This window comes from Rhabdothermincola salaria (genome assembly GCF_021246445.1).
GTDB classification, from domain to species: Bacteria; Actinomycetota; Acidimicrobiia; order Acidimicrobiales; family Acidimicrobilacustridaceae; genus Rhabdothermincola_A; species Rhabdothermincola_A salaria.
The window spans coordinates 193,463-211,077 of the sequence record NZ_JAJQXW010000004.1; the positions used below are offsets into that span (position 1 = coordinate 193,463).

Annotated in this window: 19 protein-coding genes and 1 tRNA gene; 10 read left to right on the forward strand and 10 right to left on the reverse strand. The window is 72.9% G+C overall.

All coding sequences use genetic code 11. The features are described 5' to 3' along the window. Positions 1 to 39 precede the first annotated feature (39 nt). Positions 40 to 501, forward strand: coding sequence for an ATP-binding protein (locus LUW87_RS16145; RefSeq protein WP_232672234.1), 462 nt, complete (start codon positions 40 to 42; stop codon positions 499 to 501). 13 nt (positions 502 to 514) lie between these two features. Here LUW87_RS16145 and dut read toward each other — a convergent pair whose 3' ends face one another. Together dut and orn are read right to left on the reverse strand one after the other, a co-directional pair. Further along, positions 515 to 961 carry a dUTP diphosphatase gene (gene dut / locus LUW87_RS16150; RefSeq protein ID WP_232672235.1) on the reverse strand — a complete coding sequence of 149 codons (447 nt, stop codon included), beginning with the start codon at positions 959 to 961 and terminating at the stop codon, positions 515 to 517. A 32-nt stretch (positions 962 to 993) separates the two neighbouring features. After that, positions 994 to 1,539, reverse strand: a complete 546-nt coding sequence (gene orn, locus LUW87_RS16155; RefSeq protein WP_232672236.1) for an oligoribonuclease — start codon at positions 1,537 to 1,539, stop codon at positions 994 to 996. 195 nt (positions 1,540 to 1,734) lie between these two features. Between orn and LUW87_RS16160 the strand changes: the two genes are divergently transcribed. Both LUW87_RS16160 and LUW87_RS16165 read left to right on the forward strand, forming a co-directional pair. Next, a complete protein-coding gene (locus LUW87_RS16160) occupies positions 1,735 to 2,850 on the forward strand; it encodes an MBL fold metallo-hydrolase (protein ID WP_232672237.1) in 1,116 nt (371 codons plus the stop codon). A gap of 72 nt (positions 2,851 to 2,922) precedes the next feature. Then, positions 2,923 to 4,338, forward strand: coding sequence for an MFS transporter (locus LUW87_RS16165; RefSeq protein ID WP_232672238.1), 1,416 nt, complete (start codon positions 2,923 to 2,925; stop codon positions 4,336 to 4,338). A gap of 33 nt (positions 4,339 to 4,371) precedes the next feature. On the opposite strand, the gene LUW87_RS16170 is transcribed toward LUW87_RS16165, so the two are convergent. Genes LUW87_RS16170 through LUW87_RS16180 form a run of 3 tightly spaced genes read right to left on the reverse strand, consistent with a single transcriptional unit; the run spans position 4,372 to position 6,636 of the window. Continuing rightward, positions 4,372 to 5,229 carry an MBL fold metallo-hydrolase gene (locus tag LUW87_RS16170; protein ID WP_232672239.1) on the reverse strand — a complete coding sequence of 286 codons (858 nt, stop codon included), beginning with the start codon at positions 5,227 to 5,229 and terminating at the stop codon, positions 4,372 to 4,374. 1 nt (position 5,230) lies between these two features. Continuing rightward, positions 5,231 to 6,157 (reverse strand): NUDIX hydrolase, encoded by a 927-nt coding sequence (locus LUW87_RS16175; RefSeq protein WP_232672240.1) that lies wholly within the window; start codon positions 6,155 to 6,157, stop codon positions 5,231 to 5,233. Further along, complete coding sequence (locus tag LUW87_RS16180) at positions 6,154 to 6,636, reverse strand: FxsA family protein (RefSeq protein ID WP_232672241.1); 483 nt, start codon at positions 6,634 to 6,636, stop codon at positions 6,154 to 6,156. The genes LUW87_RS16175 and LUW87_RS16180 overlap by 4 nt, the downstream gene beginning before the upstream one ends. Positions 6,637 to 6,698: 62 nt before the next feature. Between LUW87_RS16180 and selA the strand changes: the two genes are divergently transcribed. Then, positions 6,699 to 8,105 carry an L-seryl-tRNA(Sec) selenium transferase gene (gene selA, locus LUW87_RS16185; protein ID WP_232672242.1) on the forward strand — a complete coding sequence of 469 codons (1,407 nt, stop codon included), beginning with the start codon at positions 6,699 to 6,701 and terminating at the stop codon, positions 8,103 to 8,105. Beyond that, a complete protein-coding gene (selB, locus tag LUW87_RS19385) occupies positions 8,102 to 9,847 on the forward strand; it encodes a selenocysteine-specific translation elongation factor (protein WP_232672243.1) in 1,746 nt (581 codons plus the stop codon). The genes selA and selB overlap by 4 nt, the downstream gene beginning before the upstream one ends. A gap of 129 nt (positions 9,848 to 9,976) precedes the next feature. On the opposite strand, the gene LUW87_RS16195 is transcribed toward selB, so the two are convergent. Next, on the reverse strand, positions 9,977 to 10,240 hold the full coding sequence (locus LUW87_RS16195) for a WhiB family transcriptional regulator (RefSeq protein WP_232672244.1): 264 nt from the start codon (positions 10,238 to 10,240) through the stop codon (positions 9,977 to 9,979). A 76-nt stretch (positions 10,241 to 10,316) separates the two neighbouring features. Next, positions 10,317 to 11,642: an NfeD family protein gene (locus LUW87_RS19390; RefSeq protein ID WP_232672245.1), complete on the reverse strand. Its 1,326-nt coding sequence runs from the start codon at positions 11,640 to 11,642 to the stop codon at positions 10,317 to 10,319. A gap of 23 nt (positions 11,643 to 11,665) precedes the next feature. On the opposite strand from LUW87_RS19390, the gene LUW87_RS16205 reads away from it, so the two are divergent. Together LUW87_RS16205 and LUW87_RS16210 are read left to right on the forward strand one after the other, a co-directional pair. Further along, positions 11,666 to 12,640, forward strand: coding sequence for an ArsA family ATPase (locus LUW87_RS16205; protein WP_232672246.1), 975 nt, complete (start codon positions 11,666 to 11,668; stop codon positions 12,638 to 12,640). Next, on the forward strand, positions 12,637 to 13,731 hold the full coding sequence (locus tag LUW87_RS16210) for an ArsA family ATPase (protein ID WP_232672247.1): 1,095 nt from the start codon (positions 12,637 to 12,639) through the stop codon (positions 13,729 to 13,731). The genes LUW87_RS16205 and LUW87_RS16210 overlap by 4 nt, the downstream gene beginning before the upstream one ends. Before the next feature lie 53 nt (positions 13,732 to 13,784). Here LUW87_RS16210 and LUW87_RS16215 read toward each other — a convergent pair whose 3' ends face one another. Continuing rightward, complete coding sequence (locus LUW87_RS16215) at positions 13,785 to 14,129, reverse strand: STAS domain-containing protein (RefSeq protein ID WP_232672248.1); 345 nt, start codon at positions 14,127 to 14,129, stop codon at positions 13,785 to 13,787. 138 nt (positions 14,130 to 14,267) lie between these two features. Here LUW87_RS16215 and LUW87_RS16220 point away from each other — a divergent pair, with 138 nt between their 5' ends. The 3 genes from LUW87_RS16220 to LUW87_RS18545 all read left to right on the forward strand — a co-directional run bounded on the left by LUW87_RS16220 (position 14,268) and on the right by LUW87_RS18545 (position 15,262). Then, positions 14,268 to 14,699: a response regulator gene (locus LUW87_RS16220; RefSeq protein ID WP_232672249.1), complete on the forward strand. Its 432-nt coding sequence runs from the start codon at positions 14,268 to 14,270 to the stop codon at positions 14,697 to 14,699. 61 nt (positions 14,700 to 14,760) lie between these two features. Next, positions 14,761 to 14,837, forward strand: a tRNA-Pro gene (locus tag LUW87_RS16225). Between the two features lie 170 nt (positions 14,838 to 15,007). Further along, positions 15,008 to 15,262, forward strand: a complete 255-nt coding sequence (locus tag LUW87_RS18545; RefSeq protein WP_232672250.1) for a MazG nucleotide pyrophosphohydrolase domain-containing protein — start codon at positions 15,008 to 15,010, stop codon at positions 15,260 to 15,262. Positions 15,263 to 15,278: 16 nt separating this feature from the next. On the opposite strand, the gene LUW87_RS16235 is transcribed toward LUW87_RS18545, so the two are convergent. Continuing rightward, positions 15,279 to 16,301 carry an aspartate-semialdehyde dehydrogenase gene (locus LUW87_RS16235; protein ID WP_232672251.1) on the reverse strand — a complete coding sequence of 341 codons (1,023 nt, stop codon included), beginning with the start codon at positions 16,299 to 16,301 and terminating at the stop codon, positions 15,279 to 15,281. A gap of 81 nt (positions 16,302 to 16,382) precedes the next feature. Beyond that, positions 16,383 to 17,615 (reverse strand): aspartate kinase, encoded by a 1,233-nt coding sequence (locus LUW87_RS16240; protein WP_232672252.1) that lies wholly within the window; start codon positions 17,613 to 17,615, stop codon positions 16,383 to 16,385.

The window sequence follows — 17,615 nt, forward strand, 5'->3', positions numbered from 1 at the left end:
GGCCGGGGCCGACCGTCGACGGCGTGGAAGAGTGGGCCGATGAGCCTCGGGGACCACGGCCAGCCGGACACCGCGGCGGACCCCCGTGCCCTCGGTGACGACCAGATCCGCCTCGAGATGCCCGCCGACTCCCGCTTCGCCCGGGTGGCCCGGGTCGCGGTCTCGTCGTTGGCCGTCCGCCTCGGGTTCGACGTGGGCGTGGTCGAGGACCTGCGCATCGCGGTCGACGAGGCCCTCGTGCTGTTGCTACGCGACCTCCCGGGGCCGGCGACGGCACCGACCGACGGTCCGCCCGTCACGGTGGTCATGACCCTCACCGCACGCGTCCCCGACCTCCAGGTCGAGCTGCGGCTCGACCCGCCCCCGACGGGCGCACCGAGCAGCGACGACGTCACGGACGACGACGACCCGCTGTCCCGGTTCGCCGAGCTGGTGCCGCCCCGCGTCACCTCGTCGGTGACCCGCCACGACGGCATCGTGCGCCTGGGCCTCGACGACTGAGGTCCCCGACCGGTCAGCGGCCGGTGTGGCCGAAGCCGCCCTCGCCCCGAGCCGAGGCTCCGAGCTGGTCGAGGTCGGCCACCTCCACGAGGGCCACGTGCTCCACCCGCTGGACGACCAGTTGGGCGATGCGCTCGCCCCGCCGGACGGTGAACGCCTCGTCGGGGTCGGTGTTCACCAACAGCACCTTCAGCTCGCCTCGGTAGCCGCTGTCGATCAGGCCCGGGGTGTTGAGGCAGGTGACGCCGTGGCGCAGCGCCAGGCCGCTGCGGGGCTGCACGAACCCGGCGTGGCCCTCGGGGATGGCCACGCTGACGCCGGTGGGCACGAGGGCCCGGCCTCCCCCGGCGGCCAGCACGGCGTCGTGGCGAGCGCAGAGGTCGAGGCCGGCGTCGCCGGGCGTGGCGTAGGCCGGCAGCGGCAGGTCCGGGTCGAGGCGGACGACGGGGAGCTCGAGCACGGCGCCGATGCTACGGGCCCGCGTGCCTCGGGTCAGGCGGAGCCGTCCAGGCGGAAGAAGTGGTCGCGGTAGTAGGCCAGCTCGGCCACGCTCTCGCGGATGTCGTCGAGGGCGCGGTGGCCCTCGGCCTTGCGGGGTGCGCCCTCGAGCAGCACCGGGTTCCAGCGCTTCAACAGCTCCTTCACGCTGGAGACGTCGACCGACCGGTAGTGCAGGAACTCCTCGACCTCGGGCAGGTAGGTGGCCAGGAACCGACGGTCGGTGCCGATGCTGTTGCCGCACAAGGGCACGGAGCGGGCGTCGCCGATGTGCTCGCGCAGGAACTCGAGCGTGGCGGCGCCGGCGTCCTCGAGGGTGACGGTGGAGGCCGCGATGGCGGGCAGCAGCCCGCTCTTGGTGTGCATGGCCACGACCACGTCGTCCATCTCGGCCAAGGCGTCCGGCGGCTGGTGGACGACCAGGTCCGGTCCTTCGGCGACGATCGTGAGGTCGTCGTCGGTGAGCAACGTCGCGATCTCGACGATGCGGTGGCGGGCCGGGTCGAGCCCGGTCATCTCGAGGTCCATCCAGGCGAGCACCCGACGAATCTAGTGCCCGGTGCCCGCGGGTACGCCTGCCCCATCCCTCGCGACACCAACCGGTCAGGGAAGGGCGCCAACAGGTGACGCCCTTTCCTGACCGGTTTTGCGAGAACTCTCCTGACGGGTTCGCGAGAGCGTTCCCGACCGGATTGCGAGAAGGCGAGCGGAGCAGGGCCGATAGGGTCGATCGGCGTGACCGATCCGCATGCCCACGATCCCTCGGCCGTCCGAGTTCCCAAGCAGGAGCAGGAAGAGGCCTCCACGGAGATCACCGAGGTCGGGCGGGGCATCCTGCGCCTGCAGCTGCCCACCAACTTCACCGGTCTCGGTCACGTCAACACCTACGCCATCGAGGACGGCCGCGGGGTGACCCTCGTCGATCCCGGCCTGCCCTCCGAGGAGTCGTGGGCGGCCCTGCTCGACCGCCTGGCGGCGGCCGGCATCCCCCTCGCCCGCGTCCACACCGTCTACGTGACCCACTCCCACCCCGACCACTTCGGGGGTGCCCACCGCCTGGTCGAGGAGGCGGGCTCCGATGTGCTCACCTCGACCATGTTCCGGCGCTGGGCCGACCTGCTCGACCTCGACGAGACGCCGCTCGAACCCCGCGACCCGGCCGACGAGGGCGAGGCGATCACCCTGCTGGCCGCCGAGGAGGACCTCGACGAGGAGGCCCGCCGCGAGCTCGAGGCCTCCTTCCCCGGCCTGGCCGGCTTCCGCGACCGGGTCCGCACCGCCATCGCCGAGGGTCGACTGGACGAGGTGGCCTGGATGAAGGTCCCCCGTCCCACGATCGCCGTCGACGACCGAGCGGTCGTGCGCATGGGCGATCGCGACTGGGTGGCGCTCACCACGCCCGGCCACACCCACGACCACCTGTGCATGTGGTCGCCCGAGGACGGCATCGTGCTGTCCGGCGACCACGTGCTGCCCACCATCACCCCTCACATCGGGGGCCTGTTCGGGGGCGATCCGCTGGCGTCGTACCTCGAGAACCTCGACAAGGTCGCCGCCCTCGAGGGCATCACCCAGGTCCTCCCCGCCCACGGGCACCCCTTCTCGGACCTGGCGGGCCGCTGCCAGGCCATCAAGGACCACCACGCCCGGCGCCTCGCCCAGCTGGCCGATGCGGCCGACGAGGTCGGGTTCGCCGGTGTCACCCGCTGGTCCGAGGAGCTGTTCTCCCCGCGGAGCCGGGGCCAGATGGCCGACAGCGAGACCCACGCCCACCTCGAGCACCTCCGCCTGGCCGGCCGCGCCGAGCGTCGCACGGTCGACGACGAGCTGCAGTTCCGCGTCCTGGCCTGAGCCTCGCGGTGCCGAGCACCACCCCGACACCCCAGCGACGATCGACCGGCGTGCGGCCGTCGGCCTGCTGACGTGACCGTCACCGCCCGTGACCTGTTCCGCGACCGTCAGGTGGTCGCCGCGCTCGTCACCACCCTGGGGGCCACCGCGGCGGCGGTCACCCAGGTCACCGCCCTCGGGATCCTCGTCTACGACCTCACCGGACGAGAGCTGGACCTGGGCCTGTTGGGCCTGGCCGAGTTCCTCCCCGCCATCGTCCTCGTCCTCGTCACCGGCGCGGTGGCCGACCGCCTGGACCGCCGCCACGTCATCGTGGGCGGGCTGGTGGGCGAGGTCGCCTGCTCGGCCGCCCTGGTCGCCCTCGTCCAGTCCGGCAACCGCTCGGCGACCCCGATCTTCGCCGTCGTCGTGGTGTTCGGCGTGGCTCGGGCGTTCCTGGCGCCGGCCACCCGCTCGCTCACGGCCGACAACGCACCGCCGGGTGGCCTGCCCCGTCTCGTCGCCTTCAACGCCGCCACCTGGCAGGTGGCGCTCATCGGCGGTCCGGTCATCGCCGGGGTGCTCTACACGGTGGGGCCGTCGTGGCCCTTCGTGGCCTGCATGGTCATGGCCGGGGTGGGGGCCGTCGCCGTGGCCTTCACCCACCCGACCGACCACACCCGCGAGATCGATCACGGCGACGCGGCCGCGAGCCCTTCCATCGAGGACTCGCCCGCCGGCGGACTGGTCGACCTGGCCGACGAGGCCCGCCCGGCCGAGGCGCTCGACGTGCTCGGCGAAGCCTCCGCCGAGGGCGTCATGGCCGGCCACGACGAGGGGACCGCGGGCCCCACGGTGGCCACCGAGCCCCGGGCCCGCCTGCGCCAGGCCGTCGAGGGCCTGGTGGTCATCCGCCGTCATCCGGTGCTGCTCGGCGCCATCTCGCTCGACCTGTTCGCCGTGCTCTTCGGCGGCGCCGTCGCGCTGCTGCCGGCGATCGCCCGCGACCGGCTCGGGGTCGACGCCAGCGGGGTGGGCTGGCTGCGCGCCGCCGGCGGCATCGGGGCGGCGGCCACGACCCTCTGGCTGACGGTCCGCCCGGTGCAGCGTCGGGTCGGCACCACCTTGTTCGCCATGGTGGCGTTGTTCGGGGTGGGCACCATCGTCCTCGGCCTCACCCGCAGCTTCGCCGTGGCCTTCGCCGCCATGCTCGTGCTGAGCGCCGCCGACGCCGTGAGCGTCTACATCCGCTCCACGATCGTGCCGCTGGTGACCCCGGCGGCTGCTCGCGGCCGGGTGCTCGCCGTCGAGGGGGTGTTCGTCGGTGCCTCCAACGAACTCGGCGCGTTCGAGTCCGGCGTCGTGGCCGCCCTGCTCGGCACGACCGTCGCCGTGGTGTCGGGCGGCACCGCCACCCTCGCCGTCGTCGGCATCTGGATGGTGGCCTTCCCCGCCCTGCGCCGGATCGACCGCTTCAGCGACCTGCGCCCCGACGCCACCCGGCGCTGAGTGCACGGACGTCGCTCGGGGCCCGCAGATCGGTCAGGCGATGGACCACTTCCCGGTGAGGGTGCGTCCGGTGACGACGCCCTCGGAAGCCAGCTTCAGCAGGTGAGCGTGCACCGAGTAGCGCGCCACGGCGTACCGCTCGGGGTCCACGTCGGTGTAGATGTCGGGCACCAGCACGTCGATCTTGGCCGTGCCTCGGGCCCGGAGCGCGTCGAGCACCATCTGCTCGCGCTCCACCCGATGGTCGATGTACCACTGCAGCGCGGGCTTCGGATCCTCGATGAGGTGCCCGTGGCCCGGGGCGATGGACTTGAGGCGCAGGGCCTTCACCTTCTCCAGCGACTCGAGGTAGGCGGCCATGTCGCCGTCCGGCGGCTTGATGACGACCGTCGATCCCTCCATCACGTGGTCGCCGGTGAAGAGCATCCGCTCCTCCTCCAGCATGTAGCAGAGGTGGTTGGAGGCGTGACCGGGGGTGTGGTGGGCGGTGAGCCGGAACTCGGTCGCCTCGAGGCGGTACCCGTGAGCGATGCGCCGGTCGACCTTGAGGCCGTCGCGGCTGCCGTAGGCCAGGATCTCGGCACCGGTATGCGCGGCCAACGCCGCCGCACCGGGAGCGTGGTCCGGGTGGGTGTGGGTGCACAGGATCCACCGGATGCGGTCACCGCCGCAGCCGGCGATGGCCTCGAGGTGGTCGGCGTCGTCGGGTCCGGGGTCGATGACCGCGATCTCGTCGATGCCCACCAGATAGGTGTTGGTGCCGGGGCCCGTCATCATCCCGGCGTTGGCGGCCACGATGCGACGGACCAGGGGGGACAGGGCGCGGGCCACGCCCGGCACGATCGGTGGCGGTCCGGGGGCCTCGTCGGCCTCGTCGACGGCATCGGCCATGTCAGCTCGACTCCCTCTCGTCGCTCGCGGAGCGTTGTGCCCGGCGGCGAGCCATCAGCGCCATGTCGTCGACGCCGACCCGCGGCGAGCCCCCGGCCGGTCCCACGTCTTCGTAGCCGTGGTCGCCCGGGACCAGGAGTCGCAGCTCGCCATCGGGCGCGGTGGTGAACCGGGGCAGGATGGCGGAGATCTCGGTGATGGCGTCGGCGGCGGCCAACGCGTCGGCCGCGGTGGGGTGCGCTTCGAGCCACTCCAGGCTGCGCAGGGTGGGGAAGATCATCTCCATCTCACCGGCGCGGTGACGGGCCAGGGCGTCGGCGGGACGCACCCAGACGTTGGCGATGACCTCTCGGTCGTCGTGCAGGGCCACCTGGTGGTCGGGGGCCCGAGCGACGAAGAAGCGGGTGTCGTAGCGGCGAGGAGCCCCTACGGGCGTGATCCACCGGCTCACGTAGCGCAGGTCGTCGACCGCCAGATCGACCCCCTCTTCGTGGCAGATCTCGACGAGACGACGTTCGCCGCGGTCGACGGTGAGGCGGTGGGTGGCGAACCTGGCCTCGACATCGGGCTCGTCGAAGCGCAGCAGCTCACGCTGGCCTCGTCGGCGGGCCAGGAGCACGCCGGCCTCCTCGAAGCTCTCGCGCAGGGCGGCCACCCAGAACGCCAGCCCACCCTGGGCCACGCCGACGCGGGTCGAGGCCGCAGCATCGTCGAGACCGCAGCACACCGCACCCACCTCGGGGCGGCGGTCGTGGTCGTCGACCCCACCGCCGGGGAAGACGTAGGCCCCACCGACGAAGTCGGACCGGAGGTTGCGACGCAGCATGCAGACCTCGAGCCCGGCGTCGGCGTCGCGCACCAGCATGAGGGTGGAGGCGTCGCGCACCGGCACCGAGGCGACGTCGACACGGTTCGCAGTGAGGCTCATCGGCCACCACCGAGCGGCGGCGGGCCGTCGTCGGAGGGACGGTCGGTGGGGGTGACGTCGCCCACGAACTCGACGTCGACGATACGACCCCGCCCGGCCAGGCCGCCGGCGGCGAGGCCCGACCGGCGCTCCCAGCGCCGGATGAGCCGGTTGCGCAGCAACGCTCGCACGGGGGGCACGACGAGCAGCAGCCCGAGCGCGTCGGTCACGAAGCCGGGGACCACCAACATGGATCCGGCGGCGAGGAGCAGGGCGCCGTCGACCATCTCGCGAGCGGGCAGATCGCCGGACTGCAGGGTGGCCTGGGTGCGGCGCAGCACGCCGATCCCCTCGCGCCGCACCAGCCAGGCCCCGGCGAAGCTGATGACCAGCAACAAGGCGATGGTGGGCAGGGCCCCGATCTCGGACGCCACGGCCACGATGACGTACAGCTCGACGAGCGGGACGACCACGAAGAGCACGAAGAGCAGGCCGACCATGGCGTCCCATCCTACCGGCCGACCCCCGTTCTCCCCGGGCGGCGGCCCCTATCCTCGGCGCCGTGGACGATCCCGCCGAACCCCGCGCCGACCGGCACCCGCCCGTCGGCGGCGGTCCCGATGGGACCGGGGGCCGCCCCGCCACGACGGTCGGCGAGCCCGGCCGGCCCCCCTCGATCGACGCCCTGGCCCGCTCGCTGGCCGGCACCGGGTTGCCGCACCCGGTCCTCGTCGAGGTGGCCCGCGAGGCGGTGGCCGCCGGCGACGCGGCGTCGGCCGCCGCCCGGGCCGACGAACGCTCCCGACGTCTCCTGCGACCGGTCGTCAACGCCACCGGCGTGCTGCTGCACACCAACATGGGCCGGGCCCCGCTGGGCCACACCCAGCCGGAGGGCTACACGAACCTCGAGTTGGACCTCACCTCCGGCGAGCGGGGTTCCCGCCACGACCACGTCGGCGCCCTGCTGGCGACCGCCTGCGGGGCGCAGGCCGCCATCGTGGTGAACAACGGGGCGGCCGCGGTCTTGTTGGCGCTGGCCGCCCTCGCCCGCGACCGCGACGTGGTGGTCTCGCGCGGCGAGCTCGTCGAGATCGGCGGCGGGTTCCGCATCCCCGAGGTCATGGCCACGTCCGGCTGCCGACTGGTCGAGGTGGGGACCACCAACCGCACCCGCCTGGCCGACGTGCGAGCGGCGGTCGACGCACCCCAGGCCGACGTGGCCGTCCTGCTCAAGGTGCACCAGAGCAACTACCGCATCACCGGGTTCACCGAGGCGGTCGGGGTGGCCGAGCTGGCCGCGGTCGGGCCGCCCGTGGTGGTCGACCTCGGTTCGGGCCTGCTCGACGCCGCCTGCCCGTGGCTGGCCGACGGCCCACCGGCGTGGCTGCGCTCCGAGCCCGCCGTGCGCCAGACCCTCGCCGCCGGCGCCGACCTCGTCGTGATCTCCGGCGACAAGCTCCTCGGGGGACCTCAGGCCGGCGTCATCGCCGGGTCCCCGGAGCTCGTGGCCCGCTGCGCGGCCCACCCCCTGGCCCGGGCCCTGCGCCCCGGAGGCCTGGTGCTCGGCGCCCTCCAGGAGGTGGCCCTGGCCTACCTGCGCCGCGACGCGGGCGCCCTCCCCTTCTGGCGGATGGCCACCCTGGACACCGACACCCTGCAGCGTCGGGCCCAGACCATCGTCGACTCGCTGGCGACCGCAGCCCCCGCCCCCACGACGGATCGAGCTGCCGAGGTGGTCCGGTGCGCCTCGGTGACCGGTGGGGGCACCCTCCCGGGGATCGAGATCCCGTCGGTCGGGGTGGCCGTGCCCGGCGACCGGCGAACGATCCTCCGATCGGGCCGACCCCCGATCGTGGCGCGGGTGGAGGACGGACGCACGGTGTGCGACCTGCGCACCGTCGACCCGGCCCACGACGAGGCCCTCGTCGACGCGCTGGCTCGCGCCCTGGCCGATCCGGGCGGCTCGTGACCGACGGTGCCGTGGTGCGGGTGGTGGCCACCGCCGGGCACGTCGACCACGGCAAGTCGACGTTGGTGCAGGCCCTCACCGGCACCGACCCCGACCGCTGGGCCGAGGAGAAGGCCCGCGGCCTCACCATCGACCTCGGGTTCGCCTCCGCCCGGCTGCCCTCCGGTGCGACCGTCGCCTTCGTCGACGTCCCCGGGCACACCCGGTTCCTGAAGAACATGCTGGCCGGGGTGGGGGCGGTGCAGGCGTGCGTCTTCGTCGTGGCGGCCACCGAGGGGTGGAAACCCCAGAGCGAGGAGCACCTCCGGATCCTCGACCTCCTCGGCGTGGAGCACGGCCTCGTCGCCCTCACCAAGGTCGGGCTGGTCGACGACGACACCGCCGAGCTGGCGGTCCTCGAGCTGGCCGAGCGGGTGGCCGGGACCTTCCTCGCCGACGCCGAGGTCGTCCCCGTCGATGCCGTCCACGGGACCGGGCTCCCCGCGCTCACCGCCGCGCTCGACCGGCTGGTGAGGGCCACCCCACCGGCCCCCGACCGGGGCCGGCCCCGTCTGTGGGTCGACCGCAGCTTCGCGCCGAAGGGGGCGGGCACGGTGGTCACCGGCACGCTCGGGCACGGCGCCCTGGCGGTCGACGACGAGGTGGTGGTCCTGCCGTCCCGCCGCCCGGCGCGGATCCGCCGCCTGCAGTCCCTCCACGTCGACGTCGACCGCATCGGACCCGGTACCCGGGTGGCGGTCAACCTCAGCGGGATCGACCATGGCGACGTGGGCCGCGGGGATGCCCTGGTGACCCAGGACGGGTGGCACACCACGACCACGGTGGATGCCCTGCTCACCACCCTGCCCACGCTCGGCCATCCCGTCTCCCGGCGAGGGGCCCATCTGCTCCACCTGGGCAGCGGCGAGCTCCCCGTGCGCCTCCGGGTGCTGGGCGACGATGCCATCGAGCCCGGCGCCACCGCCCCCGTCCGCGTCCACCTACCCCGCCCCCTCCCCCTGGTGCCCGGCGATCGGTTCGTGCTGCGCGACGCCGGACGAGGCGAGACCGTGGGCGGCGGGGAGGTGCTCGACGTCGACCCCGTCCGGCCGGCGTCGCACGCCCGCCCCGACCGCAGCATCGATCGGGTCGTCGCCGAACGGGGGTGGGTCGAGGTCGAGCACCTCGAACGGCTCACCGGCGTGCACCGCGCCCCCGACGTGGGACGTTGGACCGTCGACCCCGCCGAGCTGGCCCGCACCCGCGAGGAGCTGCGCGGGGCGGTGGCCGCCGCCGGTCCCCACGGTCTCGACCTGGCCCCGATGGACGAACGGCGCCGGGCGGTGCTCGACACCCTCGACGACGTGGTCCGTGACGCAGGGCGGGCCCGCGTCGCGGCGGAGGATCACGCCGAGCCCTTCGCCGATCACCCGTGGTTGGCCGCCGTCGAGGCCGAACCCTTCGCGCCGCCTCCACCCGACGGCGTCGAGCCCTCTGACCTCCAGGCCCTCACCCGGGCCGGGCTGGTGGTGCGCACCGGTTCCGTGTGGTTCGCGGCGTCGGCGATCGAGACTGCGGCCGCCCGGGTGGCCGACCTGTTGGCCACCCGACCCGAAGGCGTCACCGTGGCCGAGGTGCGCGAGGCCCTGGGAACCTCCCGCAAGTACGTGATCCCGCTGCTCACCCACTTCGACGAGACCGGCCGGACCCGACGGCGGGGCGATCACCGCATCGCCGGACCCCGCTTGGCCGTCGGGCGGTGACGCCTCGACCCCGCGCCACCCGACCACAAAAATGCCCCGACGCCGGGGCGGACGTGAGTCCGCACTCCGGCGTCGGGTACACAGCGATCCACCCGTCCCCCCGAACGGGTGGATCGCAGGGCTCGAGCGTCAGCCTGCTCGTTGAGTGAGCAGCTGCTTGCGCTCCAGTTCGTTGAGGCCGCCCCAGATGCCGTGGGGCTCACGGATCGAGATGGCGTAGTCGAGGCACTCCGACTTCACCGAGCAGGAGGTGCAGATCTCCTTGGCTCGGCTCTCACGGAAGATCTTGTCGTCCTTGCGCTCGAACTGCGGAGGAGGGAAGAAGACCGCCGCCTGCGGTCCTCGACACGCCGCCTTGAGCTGCCAGGAATCGTCGCTGCGCTGCGCACTCACTCGTCCTGACCCCCTTTCCCGGTTGGCGAACTTACCGCCGGTCCTGGGGCAGAACAAGGGATTTTTGCGACGGATGTCACTCGGCCGGAGCGTCACCCGCTTCACCGGAGGCGCCCTTGGGCCGACGTTCGCGGTAGTCGCGGGCCGCGCCCTCTTCGGGTTCGACCTCGAGCACGAGCCCGTCGATCCCCACCACGCGCACCCGATCGAGCTCCTCGATCGGCGTGGCCCGGTTGGTGGACGCCCGCCACAGGGCCTCGCGGATCTGCACCACCCCGTCGGGATCGACGCTCGAGACGGCCCGTCCCATCTCGCCGATCATCCACTCACGGCCGATGGTCGGCGTCGAGAACCGGGTGCGCACCATCGACGGCATGCCGCCGACGAACGCCAGCACGACGCCGACGATGCCCACCACCAGGGTGATCCACGACAGCGACAGGCCGTCGAACAGGAAGATCGACGACACCGCGAACATCACCACGCCGGCGCCGGTCCAGAAGCGGGGGACGCCCGTCTGGACGTCGACCGCGAAGGCCAGCATGGACGCCACCAGCAGCGCCAGGGCCCACCACCGCACGGGCAGGATGGCCAGGCCGTAGCAGGCCAGGACGAAGGACCCCGCCCCGACCACGCCGGCCACACCGACGCCGGCGGTGAAGAGCTCGAAGATCATGAGGGCCAGGCCCACGGTGATCAGCAGGTAGGCGACCGCCGGGCTGGCGACGGTGTGCATCATCTGGTCGACGAGCGAGAGCTGACCGAACTGGACCTGGGTGACGGGCTCGCGTCGGGTCTGGTCGCCCTGGGTGATCTCGCGGGTCTCGACCTCGGGCAGGTTGACGAGGAAGTCGCCGATGGTGGGGGCCTCGACGGTGGTGACCCCGAGCTCGGCCGCCTCCTGGGAGCTGACGGTGCGGTCGGCGATGAGGGCCAGGCGCTGCTCGTCGAGGGTGTCGGTGAGCGGCACCCCCGCGTTGCCGAGACGGGTGCCCGGCGCCATGCCGACCTCGCCGGCGGCGCCGACCAGCTGGGCGGCGGTGCCGGTGAGGTTGGAGCCCGACGGTCCGACCCACACGTCGACGGGCACCGAGGCCGACCCCATGCGTTCGAGCAGCTGCACCATGCGGCTGTCGTCGACGACGACGCCGGTGGAGTTCACCTGCAGCACGAGGGCCACCGCCCCTTCCTCCTCGGCCTCGCCGATGGAGGTGGTCACGAAGTCCACCATCACGGGGTCGAGCAGGCCGCTGACCTTGACGACGGCGACGTAGCCGGCATCGGAGCCGGTGGTGGGTCCCCCGTCGCTGTCCTGGGCCGCGGCCGCACCGACGGGGCCCACCAGGGCGAGCACGACCCCCAGCATGGCCACCACGGCGCCGGTCACCGATAGTCTGCGCACCGAAGGTCCTCCGAGGAGTGTGAGTGGATCCTGCGCAGTTCTTCGCAGCATCGCGCCTGCTCATCGTGGCCGGGAAGGGGGGCGTGGGCAAAAGCACGGTGAGCGCGGCCCTGGCCCGCACCGCGGCCCGCGCCGGTCTGTCGACCCTCGTCGTGGAGGTCGAGGGCAAGAGCGGGTTGTCCAGGCTGTTCGGCCGGCCGAGCTTCGGCTACGACGAGGTGGTGCTGTCCCCCGGTGGCGGACCGGGCGGCGACGCCGATGTCCGGGCCCGCACCCTGACCCCCGACGACGCCCTCCTCGAGTACCTGGCCGACCACGGGATGCACCGGATCAGCCGACGGCTGACCTCCTCGGGTGCCCTCGACGTGGTGGCCACCGCCGCACCCGGCATCAAGGACATCCTCGTGCTGGGCAAGGTCAAGCAGCTCGAACGCGAGGGGGTCGCCGACCTCGTCGTCCTCGACGCCCCCGCGGCCGGCCACGCCATCTCCTTCCTGCGCTCCGCCCGGGGGCTGCTCGACGCCGTGCGGATGGGCCCCATCCGCACCCAGGCCGCCGACGTGCTGGAGATGCTCACCGATCCGCAGCGGTGCCAGGTGGTGCTGGTGACGCTGCCCGAGGAGACGCCGGTGAACGAGCTCGTCGAGACGGCCTTCAGCCTCGAGGACGAGGTCGGCGTGAGCCTCGGGCCGGTGGTGGTCAACGCCCTCTACCCCACCCGTGGCGGCCTCGACGTCGACCCGGTCGAGGCCGCCGCCGCCGCCGGCGCGGCCCTCCACGCCGGTGAGGCCGAGTCCCTCGCGGCGGCGGCGCGCTTCCGGCGAGCCCGCACCGCGCTGCAGGCCGAGCAGATCGAACGGCTCGCCGGCGCGCTCCCCCTGCCCCAGCTCCACCTCCCGTTCCTCTTCTCCACCGACCTGGGCCCGGTCGACGTCGACACCCTCGCCGACGTCCTCTCCACCCAGATCGAGGGCCTGACCCCCCTCCCCGAGCGATGAGCGCCCTGCCGAGCCTCGGGGCCGTGGTCGACCACCACCGCATCGTGGTGTGCACCGGCTCCGGCGGCGTCGGCAAGACCACCACGGCCGCGGTGGTGGCCATGGAGGCGGCCCGGCGAGGACGGCGGGCATGCGTCGTCACCATCGACCCCGCCCGCCGGTTGGCCAACGCCATGGGGCTGGCCGGCCTCACCGACACCGCCACCCGGGTCGACGGCCCCTGGCCGGGCGAGCTGTGGGCCCTGATGCTCGACACCAAGTCCACCTTCGACGCCCTCGTGGCCAAGCACGCCGGCGACCCCGACCAGGCCCAGGCCATCCTCTCCAACCGCTTCTATCGCAACATCTCCGGCGCCCTCTCGGGCACCCAGGAGTACATGGCGATGGAGAAGCTCTACGAGCTGCACCACGAGGGCGGCTACGACGTGGTCGTGGTCGACACGCCGCCCACCCGCAACGCCCTCGACTTCCTCGAGGCCCCCCGTCGCCTCACCCGGTTCCTCGACCACCGCCTCTACAAGCTGCTGATGACCCCGACCAGGGGGCTGGCCCGCGCCGTGAACGTGGCCGCCCAGGCGTTCCTGCGCACCGTGTCCAAGGTGGTGGGCGGCGACGTGGTGGCCGACTCCATCGAGTTCTTCACCGCCTTCGACGGCATGGAGGCCGGCTTCAGCGAGCGCGCCGACGCCGTGGTCGAGCTGCTCACCCACGACGAGACGGCGTTCGTGCTGGTGACCGCCCCCCGCCGCGACGTGGTCGAGGAGGCCACCTTCTTCGCCGAGAAGCTGCACGAGGCCGACATCCCGGTGCGGGCCCTCGTCGTGAACCGGGTCCACCCCCACTTCACCGATGCCCCGGCCGACACCCTCAGGATGCGCGCGGCCACCCACGCCGGCTCCGACCTCGGTGAGCTCTACGCCAACCTGGCCGAGTTCGCCACCGTGGCCGCCAGCGAGGACGGCCACCTCCACGGCCTCTCGACCCGAGTGGCCCCGGCCCCGGTCGTCAAGGTGCCGTTCCTCGACACCGACGTCCACGATCTCGAGGGCCTGGCCCGCATCGCCCGCCACCTCTTCCCCGAGGATCGCTGAGCGGCCTGCGGCTGCAGTTGCGGCGCAGGCGACCCCACCACCGACGACCCTGGTCAGTCGACGGGGTCGAGCAGGGCGGCCTCGGCGGCCTCGACGGTGTCGGCCACCGCCACGATGCGATCGAAGCCGGTCGTGTGCAACAAGCGGGTGAGGGTCGGGCGGCTGCAGGCCACCGTGACCTCGCCGTCGGCCTCGCGAGCCCGGCGGATGCCACCGATCAGCGCACCGAGGCCGGAGGAGTCCATGAACGGCACGTCGGAGAGGTCGATCAGCAGCCGCGGGCTGGAGGCCAGCTCGGCCAGCGCCTCGCGGAAGGCGCCGACGGTGTAGGCGTCGAGCTCCCCCACCGGGCGGCACAGCGTGTACTGCCCGGTGTGCTCCACCGTGATCTCCAGCAACGAACAACCCTCCGCACGACGACGTCCGGCGCCAGGACCGGTGGAGGACCGATGGTAGCGGCGGGCCGGGGGCAGGACCACCGTCGGGCGAGGTGGTCGGTTGGGTGGGCGAGCCGCGCCCGACTACCCTCTCGCAGCGTGCCGACCGTGCTCCTCGCCACCGATGCCGACTGGATCTTCGACGAGGTCGACGCCGCCTTGGGCGACGCCGACACCACCGTCTACCGGGTGCGGGCCGGCATCGATGTCCTGGGCGCCATCGACGAGGTCGCGCCCGATCTCGTCGTGCTCGACCAGCAGATCGGCAACATGGGCGGCATGGCCACCTGCATGGCCATCCGCAACGCCGAGGGCATCGATCGCATCCCGATCACGGCGGTGCTGATGCTGCTCGACCGGGGCCACGACGCCTTCCTGGCCCGGCGCCACGATGCCGACGGCTACCTGGTGAAGCCGGTCGACGCCTTCCGTCTCCGCCGGGCGGCCACCACCCTCCTGGCCGGCGAGAGCTGGTTCGAGGAGATCGACCCGGTCTCCAGCCAGCCGGCCGATCTCACCCTCCGCGGGTGACCGCAGGGCCCTTCCGGGATTCGTGGGCCATCCGCAGCGTCGGGTAGGCTCGTCCCTTCTTCGGGCTGTGGCGCAGCTTGGTAGCGCGCTTCGTTCGGGACGAAGAGGTCGTGGGTTCGAATCCCGCCAGCCCGACCACCCGCCCCGCCTCGTGCGGGGCGGTTCCCTTTCCGACGTCGGACCGCGCGCCGACTTCCGACCGGCGGTGGCACCCGGTCCGATGCGGGATCCCACGCGGTGTCGGACGCGGCGTCGGACGCGACGGGGGGCGGTTCGACCCGGCCCGACGGGGCCGCCATCATGGCCCGGTGACCCTCATCGAGCTGCAGGCCCTGATGGACCGCCTCTACGGCGAGGCCGACCGCGACCGGGGCCTCGCCCCCACGGTGGCCTGGCTGTGCGAGGAGATGGGTGAGCTGGCCCAGGCCGTGCGCAAGGGCAGCACCGAGGAGCAGCTCCACGAGCTGGGCGACGTGCTGGCCTGGCTGGCCTCGTTGGCCAACCAGCTGGGCCTCAGCCTCGACGAGGCGATGGTGCGCTACACCCTCGATCCGCCGCCCTGAGCGCGGGCGGGGCCGGTCAGCGGCGGGCCAGCAGCTCTTCGGCGATCTGCACCGCGTTGAGGGCCGCGCCCTTGCGCAGGTTGTCGCCCGAGAGGAACAGCGACAGACCGTGCTCGACGGTCGGGTCGACCCGGATGCGGCCCACGAAGGTGGGATCCACGCCAGCGGCCTTGAGCGGGGTGGGGATGTCGGCCAGCTCCACGCCCGGGGCCTTGAACAGCAGACGGCGGGCGTCCTCGGGGGTGATCGGTCGGGCGAACGAGGCGCTGATCGACAGCGAGTGCCCCGTGAACACCGGGACCCGCACGCAGGTGGCGGCCACGGCGAGATCGGGCAGCCCGAGGATCTTGCGGGTCTCGTTGCGGAGCTTCTGCTCCTCGTCGGTCTCGCCGAGGCCGTCGTCGACCAGACCGCCGGCGAAGGGGACCACGTTGTAGGCGATGGGCTCGGGGAACTTGTCGGTGGCGGGGTAGTCGACCGCGGTGCCCGACATGGCCAGCGCGGTGGCACCGTCGCCGACCTTGCGGATCTGCTCGTCGAGCTCGGCGGTGCCGGCCAGGCCCGCCCCCGAGACGGCCTGGTAGGTGCTCACCACCAGCGTGCGGAGGCCGGCCTCGGTGTCGAGGGGCTTGAGCACCGGCATGGCCACCATGGTCGTGCAGTTGGGGTTGGCCACGATGTTCTTGGGGATGACGTCGAGCGCGGAGGCGTTCACCTCGGGCACCACCAGGGGCACCTCGGGGTCCATGCGCCAGGCCGACGAGTTGTCGATCACCACGGCGCCGGCGGCGGCGACCCGTGGGGCCATCTCCTTCGACGTGGAACCGCCGGCCGAGAAGAGCACGATGTCGAGCCCGGAGTAGTCGGCGGCGGCCGCGTCCTCGACCTCGATCTCGCCGTCACCCCATGGGATGCGGCGGCCCGCCGAGCGGGCGGAGGCGAACAAACGAAGCTGTGTGACAGGGAACTGCCGTTCGGCGAGGATCGACCGCATGACACGGCCGACCTGCCCGGTGGCTCCCACGATCCCGATGCGCATAGGGCTCCCACCTTACCGGGAGCGCCCACGAGGTCCCTCCCCGGTTCCGGCCAGGGGCATCGTCCGGCCGCCGGGCGGGGCTCAATCGATGTAGGCGGGGCCCTCGTCGAGGCGGAAGCCGTCGTGGAGGACCTGGATGGCCTGCTCGGCCTGCTCGACGGCCACGACGACCGAGATGCGGATGGCCGAGCTGGCGATCATCAAGATGTTGATGTCGTGGGCGGCGAGGGTCTCGAACACGGTGGCCGCCACCCCGGGGTGGGTCTTCATGCCGGCCCCGATGACGCTGATCCGGGCGATGTCGGGATCGCCGGTGACCTCGTCGGCGCCCACGGCAGCCGCCTCGCGCTCGCACACGGCCATGGCCGTGGCCAGCTCGTCGTCGGGCACCGTGAAGGAGATGTCGGTCCGGCCCGCCTCGGAGGTGTTCTGGACGATGAGGTCGACGCTCACCTGCTCGCCGGCCAACGCCCGGAAGACGCGGGCGGCGATGCCGGGGCGGTCCTCCACACCACCGATGGTGACCTTGGCGTCCGAGGCGTCGTGCACGACCGCCGAGACGATGGCCTGCTCCATGTCGTCGTCCTCCTTGGTGACACGCGTGCCGGGCTCCCACGTGAACGCGGAGCGCACGTGGAGGTCGACACCGTGGGTGCGGGCGTACTCGACGGACCGCATGGCCGGCTTGGGACAGCCGTTGGCCGTCATCTCCATCAGCTCGTCGAAGCTGATGGTGGTGAGCTTGCGGGCGTCGTCGACGACCCGGGGATCGGTGGTGAACACGCCGGACACGTCGGTGTAGAGCTCGCAGACGTCGGCGCCGAGGGCGTGGGCCAGCGCCACCGCGGTGGTGTCGGAGCCGCCGCGGCCGAGGAAGGTGATGTTGCGCTCGGGCGAGATGCCCTGCGCCCCACCGACGACGGCGACCGACCCCCGATCGAGCGCCTCTCGCACCCGTTCGGGCCGGACGTCGACGATCTTGGCGTCCATGTGGGTGGAGTCGGTGAGGAACCCCGCCTGGGAGCCGGTGAAGGACTCCGCCGGTACGCCGCGGTCGGCGATGGCCATGCACAGCAGCGACATGGCCTTGCGCTCGCCGGCGGTGATCAACATGTCCATCTCCCGCCCCGGGCGGGTTTCGGACACCTCACGGGCCAGGCGCAGGAGCTCGTCGGTCTCCTTGCCCATGGCGGAGATGACGACCACGACCTGGTTGCCCCTGCGGACCGTGCGAGCAACGTGGTCGGCCACGGCGCGCATGCGCTCGGGATCGGCCACCGACGTGCCACCGAACTTCTGAACCAGGAGAGCCAC

Coding starts and splice junctions, on each gene's coding strand:
- LUW87_RS16145 (WP_232672234.1), top strand. CDS start 40: ATGAGCCTCGGGGACCACGGCCAGCCGGACACCGCGGCGGACCCCCGT.
- LUW87_RS16170 (WP_232672239.1), bottom strand. CDS start 5,229: ATGGCCGATGCCGTCGACGAGGCCGACGAGGCCCCCGGACCGCCACCG.
- LUW87_RS16175 (WP_232672240.1), bottom strand. CDS start 6,157: ATGAGCCTCACTGCGAACCGTGTCGACGTCGCCTCGGTGCCGGTGCGC.
- LUW87_RS16180 (WP_232672241.1), bottom strand. CDS start 6,636: ATGGTCGGCCTGCTCTTCGTGCTCTTCGTGGTCGTCCCGCTCGTCGAG.
- LUW87_RS16210 (WP_232672247.1), top strand. CDS start 12,637: ATGAGCGCCCTGCCGAGCCTCGGGGCCGTGGTCGACCACCACCGCATC.
- LUW87_RS16235 (WP_232672251.1), bottom strand. CDS start 16,301: ATGCGCATCGGGATCGTGGGAGCCACCGGGCAGGTCGGCCGTGTCATG.